8 protein-coding genes are annotated in these 6,468 nt (G+C 36.9%); 6 read left to right on the top strand and 2 right to left on the bottom strand.

Annotated elements, in window-relative coordinates; translation table 11 throughout:
- Nucleotides 1-136: 136 nt before the first annotated feature.
- Nucleotides 137-1,450, bottom strand: a complete 1,314-nt coding sequence (locus QRN68_RS24050) for a short-chain fatty acid transporter (protein WP_285399755.1) — start codon at nucleotides 1,448-1,450, stop codon at nucleotides 137-139.
- Between the two features lie 307 nt (nucleotides 1,451-1,757).
- Here QRN68_RS24050 and QRN68_RS24045 point away from each other — a divergent pair, with 307 nt between their 5' ends.
- The 6 genes from QRN68_RS24045 to ytxJ all read left to right on the top strand — a co-directional run bounded on the left by QRN68_RS24045 (nucleotide 1,758) and on the right by ytxJ (nucleotide 5,900).
- A complete protein-coding gene (locus QRN68_RS24045; RefSeq protein ID WP_285399754.1) occupies nucleotides 1,758-2,648 on the top strand; it encodes a LysR family transcriptional regulator in 891 nt (296 codons plus the stop codon).
- 107 nt (nucleotides 2,649-2,755) lie between these two features.
- Nucleotides 2,756-3,463: a CoA transferase subunit A gene (locus QRN68_RS24040; protein ID WP_285399752.1), complete on the top strand. Its 708-nt coding sequence runs from the start codon at nucleotides 2,756-2,758 to the stop codon at nucleotides 3,461-3,463.
- The gene (locus QRN68_RS24035; RefSeq protein WP_285399750.1) at nucleotides 3,463-4,104 is read left to right on the top strand and encodes a 3-oxoacid CoA-transferase subunit B; all 642 of its coding nucleotides are present in this window, start codon (nucleotides 3,463-3,465) and stop codon (nucleotides 4,102-4,104) included. Before QRN68_RS24040 ends, QRN68_RS24035 begins: the two co-directional genes overlap by 1 nt.
- A 64-nt stretch (nucleotides 4,105-4,168) precedes the next feature.
- A complete protein-coding gene (locus QRN68_RS24030; protein ID WP_285399749.1) occupies nucleotides 4,169-4,795 on the top strand; it encodes a kinase in 627 nt (208 codons plus the stop codon).
- A gap of 203 nt (nucleotides 4,796-4,998) precedes the next feature.
- On the top strand, nucleotides 4,999-5,412 hold the full coding sequence (locus QRN68_RS24025) for a VOC family protein (protein WP_285399747.1): 414 nt from the start codon (nucleotides 4,999-5,001) through the stop codon (nucleotides 5,410-5,412).
- 158 nt (nucleotides 5,413-5,570) lie between these two features.
- Nucleotides 5,571-5,900: a bacillithiol system redox-active protein YtxJ gene (gene ytxJ / locus QRN68_RS24020; RefSeq protein ID WP_285399745.1), complete on the top strand. Its 330-nt coding sequence runs from the start codon at nucleotides 5,571-5,573 to the stop codon at nucleotides 5,898-5,900.
- Nucleotides 5,901-5,962: 62 nt separating this feature from the next.
- Here ytxJ and QRN68_RS24015 read toward each other — a convergent pair whose 3' ends face one another.
- Nucleotides 5,963-6,418, bottom strand: coding sequence for a hypothetical protein (locus tag QRN68_RS24015; RefSeq protein ID WP_285399744.1), 456 nt, complete (start codon nucleotides 6,416-6,418; stop codon nucleotides 5,963-5,965).
- Nucleotides 6,419-6,468 lie beyond the last annotated feature (50 nt).

Raw genomic sequence — 6,468 nt, 5'->3', positions numbered from 1 at the left:
TCAGATCCTTCTAATTTAATTAGGGTGGATAAAAATGGTTAATCAACACACCTGTTGTCAATTCAACTACATTCAAAAGGGTAAATAAAAACTTCACGGATATATATTCCGTGAAGCTTAAATACGCTATATTCAGCTAGATGAAAAGGAAGCCAATGCTAATAATAATGCCTGTAAAGATTAAAACGAATAAACAGAAGCCCATTATATCTCTAGCCTTTAAACCGGCGATTGCAAGGGCTGGTAGTGCCCAGAACGGCTGAATCATATTTGTCCAAGCGTCACCCCAAGCGATCGCCATTGCTGTTTTAGCATAGTCGGCACCTAGAGTTGTAGCGGCATCTAGCATAATAGGAGCTTGCACCGCCCATTGTCCACCGCCTGATGGTATAAAGAAGTTAACAAGTCCTGCTGAGAAAAAAGTGAACAAATAGAAGGTATGTTCATTGGAAATACTAACGAACCATTCTGAGAATACAGCAGCTAAACCAGAAGCGGTCATCATGCCCATAATCCCTGCATAAAACGGAAATTGAAAAACAATGCCTGTTGTTGTTTTAATGGCATCTTGTGCGGCTGCAAGGAAACGCTGCGGTGTCCCGTGGAAAATGATACCTAACACAATAAAAATTGTATTCACAACATTTAAATCAAGAACAAAGCCCTTCGTAACAAAATGATAGATTAAATAAGTAAGTCCGAGAATACCAATTAAAATCGTTAAAATATAACTGCGTTCAGAGCGACTGGCAAAGTTATTTTCAGGCTTAGGCAACTCTGTTTTTTCTTCCACTAATAAAGCAGGGTTCACCTCAACCGTATCTTCTTCCTTTGGCATCATCCAACGATTAAACAATGGTAAAGTTAAAAGTATAACAATGACTATGAATAAGTTATAAGTTGAAAAAATTGTAACATTGGTTGGTACGATGCCCATAATGTCAGCAAACTTATGACCTTCAGTCGCAATGGATAACGGAATTGAGCCAGCTAATCCACCATGCCAAATAACCATGCCTGAATAGGCGCTGGCGATTAATAAGCGATAATCTACCTTCTTTACATGTCGAGCAATTTCCTTTGCAAAGAGGGCACCAATGACAAGTCCGAATCCCCAGTTAATCCAGCAAGCTATTAGTGATACGAATGTAATAACCATTATAGCCATGCCTGGTGTTTTTATTTTACTTGCACTGGCCGATAATCCTTTTTTAAAGACAGGACTATTCGCTAAAATGTGACCTGCAGCTAAGACAATCACCATTTGCATTGTAAATTCTAATAAACTCCAAAAGCTACCTCCCCAATATGTCACCATGTCGAGTGGAGAAGAATCTGTTAATGTAACCCCTAAAAGTAATACTAATACTGTGAGTATAGTGACAAAAATATATGGATCAGGTAAATATTTTTCCATGATAGCATTTGAAATTCTTGTTAACGTTTTCATGTTAGAAATCCCCCTTCCTTTTCAGCCATCCCTTATTGCTAATTGTATAGAGAGAAATGAATTATTAAAGAGAAAAATAGAATTAAGGACGAAAAATGTAACGTAATGTAGAAATCTTTTTGAAACTGTTATTCATGAATATTGCGTAATTGAATATTATCGGCATCATCGGGAAGCATTGCCGCTATTGTATTTGTCTTGGATATTTTCTAGAAGAAGGATTAGTAGAAAACGAGGAGAATTTATTATTAAACAAGGGTTTTGGAATATTTTTTATAACAAATTAGAATAAATAGGGGGTGTCTATATGGAGTTACGAGATTTAAAAGCATTTATGACTGTTGTTGAACATGGGAGTTTTACAAAGGCAGCTAGTGAATCCTTTGTGTCACAGCCTTCATTAAGCAAAAGCATTAAAAAACTGGAGGATACTCTTCATGTGGAGTTATTAAACCGATCGACACGCAACGTAGAATTAACAGATGCAGGTAGTATTGTCTATAAACAAGGACAAAAAATAATGCGTTCTGTACACGATTTACATAATTTACTGGATGATTTAATGAACATCAAGACAGGTTCTATTAAATTAGGGATTCCACCGTTAATTGGCACGCTATTCTTTCCTGAAATTGCTCGAAAGTTTCATCAGCAGTATCCAGAGGTACATTTAGAGCTCGTGGAACGTGGAGCTAAAATGATTGGAACGTTAGTAGAAAATGGCGATGTTGATATGGGGATTGTTGTTATACCTACAGATGAAAGGAAATTTTCTGTCCAATCATTTGTGGAAGACCAATTTTTTGTCTTTATTAATGAATCCCATCTATTAGCACAGCAAGAACATATTTTATTACAGGATTTACAAAATGAAACATTCATTATTTTTACAGAGGAATTCACACTGCATGATTATGTGATTAAATCATGTAAAAGCGTAGGATTTACACCAATAATCGGCTATAAAAGCTCGCAATGGGATTTAATAGTGGAGCTAGTATCCTCGAATTTAGGCGTGACACTTTTACCGTATTCAGTTGCCGCAAAGCTGACGAATAAAAATGTAAAAATAATTCCATTATTTAATTTTGACATGCCATGGCGTTTAGGTGTTATTACGAAGAAGAATACATATCAATCATTTGCATTAAGGCAGCTACTTACTACAATTCGTTCTGAAGAGGACGGCAAAAATTGAGTTATGCCATTTTGGAATAAATAGTATTCTAATTAATTCCTTTACTTATAAAATGATATTGAGGTAGAATTTTTCTTAATAAACGAGCAATTTTAGGGGGTTTCGATATGGGGAACGGGAAAGTGTGGAATTCGTTTGAGGAAGCCGTTGCAGATATTAAAGATGGGAATACGTTAGCGGTAGGGGGCTTTGGGCTATGTGGTATCCCTGAAAAATCAATTGCAGCGCTAGTACAAAAGGGAACAAAGGACTTAACAGTTGTCAGCAATAACTGTGGCGTGGATGATTGGGGTTTAGGGCTTTTATTAGCAAATAAACAAATAAAAAAAATGATTGCATCCTATGTAGGTGAAAATAAAATTTTTGAGCAGCAATTTTTAAGTGGGGAGCTTGAAGTAGAATTGACACCACAAGGTACTTTGGCTGAACGTATGCGAGCTGGCGGTGCTGGAATTCCTGGCTTTTATACGGCTACTGGGGTTGGAACGCCAATTGCTGAAGGGAAAGAAGTAAAGGTTTTTGATGGGAAGGAATATATTTTAGAAAAAGGAATTGTCGCAGATTTTGCACTTGTTAAAGCATGGAAGGCAGACAAGCTAGGTAATTTAGTTTTCAGAAAAACATCACGTAACTTTAATCCACTAGCTGCAATGGCTGGGAAAATTACGATTGCAGAGGTGGAGGAAATTGTTGAAGTAGGAGAGCTGGATCCGGATCATATCCATACGCCAGGAGTGTTCGTGCAACGCGTTTTACTAGGCGAAAATTATGCGAAGCGTATTGAGCGTTTGACGGTGAAAAAGGGGGATGCGTGATGGTTGATACAAGACAAAGAATAGTAAACAGAGCGGTAAAAGAAATACAAAACGGCATGAACGTCAATTTAGGTATTGGTATCCCAACGCTAGTTGCCAATGCAATTCCGGCTGATTATGACGTCCTTTTACAATCAGAAAACGGACTTCTAGGCATTGGTCCATACCCAGCGGAAGAAGCGGTCGATCCTGATTTAATTAATGCAGGTAAAGAAACGGTAACAGTTGTACCGGGTGCTTCGTTCTTTGATAGTGCCGAATCGTTTGCCATGATTCGCGGAGGCCATATCGACCTTGCTATTTTAGGTGGGATGGAAGTATCTGAAACGGGTGACCTTGCAAACTGGATGATTCCAGGGAAAATGGTGAAAGGTATGGGAGGCGCCATGGATCTTGTAGTTGGAGCGAAAAGAGTCATCGTTGTGATGGAGCATGTCAATAAAAACGGTGAGTCAAAAATTAAAAAACAATGCGAGCTACCGTTAACAGGCAAAGGCGTTGTACATCGATTAATTACAGACCTAGCTGTTTTTGACTTTACTGAGCAAGGTATGCAGCTAATAGAATTAGCAGAGGGTGTCACTTTAGAAGAAGTAAAAGAGAAGACAGCAGCTTCATTTAGTGTAGCCATAACAGAATAAATGCAAAGTAACCAGTTCTTTTGGCAGAGCTGGTTATTTTAATGATTGTTAGGAGTGTCAATCAATGAATATACACGAAATAAAGAACGATATCATAAAGCAATTTAAAGCGAGGTCTGCTAAAGAAAGACCATTCATTGTCGCCATGGATGGACTAGGTGGCGCAGGCAAGTCAACTATAGCTAACAAGCTTGCAGAAGAGCTAAAAATAATATGTGCTGTAGAACTAATTCATATAGATAATCACATCGTTGAAAGAAACAAACGCTATAATACTGGCTACGATGAATGGTACGAATATTATTACTTACAGTGGGATATCGACTTTATTAAACATCATGTCTTTTTACAATTACATAATTATAATTTAGAGCTCAAACTTCCATTTTATGACCAATCAACAGATGTCAGTTGTAATAAAAAAATTACATTAGCAGCAAACAGTATACTTATTGTTGAGGGAATCTTTCTTCTACGCAGTGAGTGGAGGAGCTTTTATGATTATAGTTTATATATAGAATGCCCTAAAACTGTTAGAGAGGAAAGGGTATTGCAGCGAGACGTGTATATTGGAGATTTTCGAACACGATTAAACAAGTATAGAAGAAGATATTGGCCAGCTGAGGAGTATTATTTAGAAAAAGAAGATCCATTAGCAGTTGCAGATAGAATTTGTGATTTTTTAAGGTGAAATTGGTGCTTCGCGGGTATTTGCGTGGCTAGCGCGGGTATTTGTCTCCAATTCGCGGGTATTTCAACCAATATCGCGGGTATTTTGCTTTTCTCCGCGGGTAATTTTATATTACTGCCATAGATTAGCATTTTTTCAGACCAATGGCTGTTCTCTAGCTTTATTTCTCAATTATATAATTGAAAGAAAGGAGAAAAATAACTATGAGACAACAATGGTCGGATGAATTACAGGTGGCCCAAGTACGTATTGCTAGGCCAACTGATAAATTAAAGGAAATTGAAAAATTTTATTGTGAAGGCGTAGGGTTAGAAAAAATCGGCTCTTTCATAGGACATCGTGGCTACAATGGTATAATGATTGGTCTTCCAAATGCTAGCTATCATTTAGAATTTACAGAGCATATTGAGGGGAGCCCTTGCCCAGCGCCAACAAAGGATAATCTGCTTGTGCTATATATTCCAAAGTTTGTAACGATACAGCGTATTGCCGAACGCTTATTGCAAATGGGCTATCCCGAAGTAGAGCCAGAAAATCCATATTGGGAAGAAAAAGGTGTCACAATTGAAGATCCAGATGGTTGGCGTGTTGTATTAATGAACACTGAGGGTATTTAAATATTGTGAGAAGAGGTACGAGCTTTCATTTATTGTAGGCTCGTATTTTTATCTTCATTCATAGAAGATTCTTACCTCTTTTGATTCACTTTCATACATTATTAATACCCTGTATGGTATATAATGAATGAAAGGCTTATAAGTTGGAGGTTCAAAGTATGGAAAGAATTAAAACAACTGAACAATGGAGAGATACTTTACAGCAATCTAAGCACAAGGCCTGTCTAGTGTTAAAATTCAGTATGACATGTTTTAGTAGCATCTCTGCGTTAAAAGAGTTGAAAGCGCTAGAAACAAATTTGCCTAAGTATTTAGTGATTGTGCAGAAGGATAGGGATGTTTCAAATATTATTGAGAACGATTTAAAGGTGAAGCATGAATCACCACAACTCTTAATTTTGAAAGATGGAAAAGGCGTCTGGCAAGCAACGCATTATAAAATAAAACAATCTCTTCTGTCTGAAGCAATTAGTATGTACGTTAAGTGAGCGGATAATAAAAAAGATACCCATTCTTTATACATAAAGGGGTATCTTTCTGTTGCATTTTTTTAATGGCCTAAAGCTTCATTTTGATGATAATGAGTAGCGATGGATTCAATATCTAGCTGGTTATAGTTTGCCCAATTAACTTTTCTAAAGTCTTCTTCACTAAAATAAATATTTAATACCTCAGTCATATCTTTCTTTCCACCTGCTTCTGTTAACGGTGCGTACCAGGAAATAGATGGTGTTTTAACACTTTTTAGTTTGGACAGCTCAGCAAATATTTTTGTAGAGTCCTTCAGCATTTGACTTTTTAAACCTTTTCCAACATCTGTATCCTGAATGGAAATAGTTACAACTCCATTCTTTTCTTCAACAGTGAATTTATTTTTGACGATAGCTCCCACTATATCTTCAACGGAAGTATTTTTGTCGACAGCTACTTCTTTTGGAGCTGTATTTTTTCCACAAGCTGATAATAATAATGTAGCTAGTAAAAACAGATAAAATAACTTCTTCAATGTAATGACCTCCCTTGTTACTACCATATATGCGCAAAATGGAGGCGAAT

Source organism: Lysinibacillus sp. fls2-241-R2A-57 (genome assembly GCF_030209535.1).
Lineage (GTDB): Bacteria > Bacillota > Bacilli > Bacillales_A > Planococcaceae > Lysinibacillus.
Note: the sequence above shows the minus strand (reverse complement) of the source record. Positions and strands in the feature narration are given on the sequence as shown.

Bases quoted from the DNA above. Each gene is read 5' to 3' on its own strand.
- QRN68_RS24050 (WP_285399755.1), bottom strand. From the start codon at position 1,450: ATGAAAACGTTAACAAGAATTTCAAATGCTATCATGGAAAAATATTTA.
- ytxJ (WP_285399745.1), top strand. From the start codon at position 5,571: ATGGAAAGAATTAAAACAACTGAACAATGGAGAGATACTTTACAGCAA.
- QRN68_RS24025 (WP_285399747.1), top strand. From the start codon at position 4,999: ATGAGACAACAATGGTCGGATGAATTACAGGTGGCCCAAGTACGTATT.
- QRN68_RS24035 (WP_285399750.1), top strand. From the start codon at position 3,463: ATGGTTGATACAAGACAAAGAATAGTAAACAGAGCGGTAAAAGAAATA.
- QRN68_RS24040 (WP_285399752.1), top strand. From the start codon at position 2,756: ATGGGGAACGGGAAAGTGTGGAATTCGTTTGAGGAAGCCGTTGCAGAT.
- QRN68_RS24030 (WP_285399749.1), top strand. From the start codon at position 4,169: ATGAATATACACGAAATAAAGAACGATATCATAAAGCAATTTAAAGCG.
- QRN68_RS24045 (WP_285399754.1), top strand. From the start codon at position 1,758: ATGGAGTTACGAGATTTAAAAGCATTTATGACTGTTGTTGAACATGGG.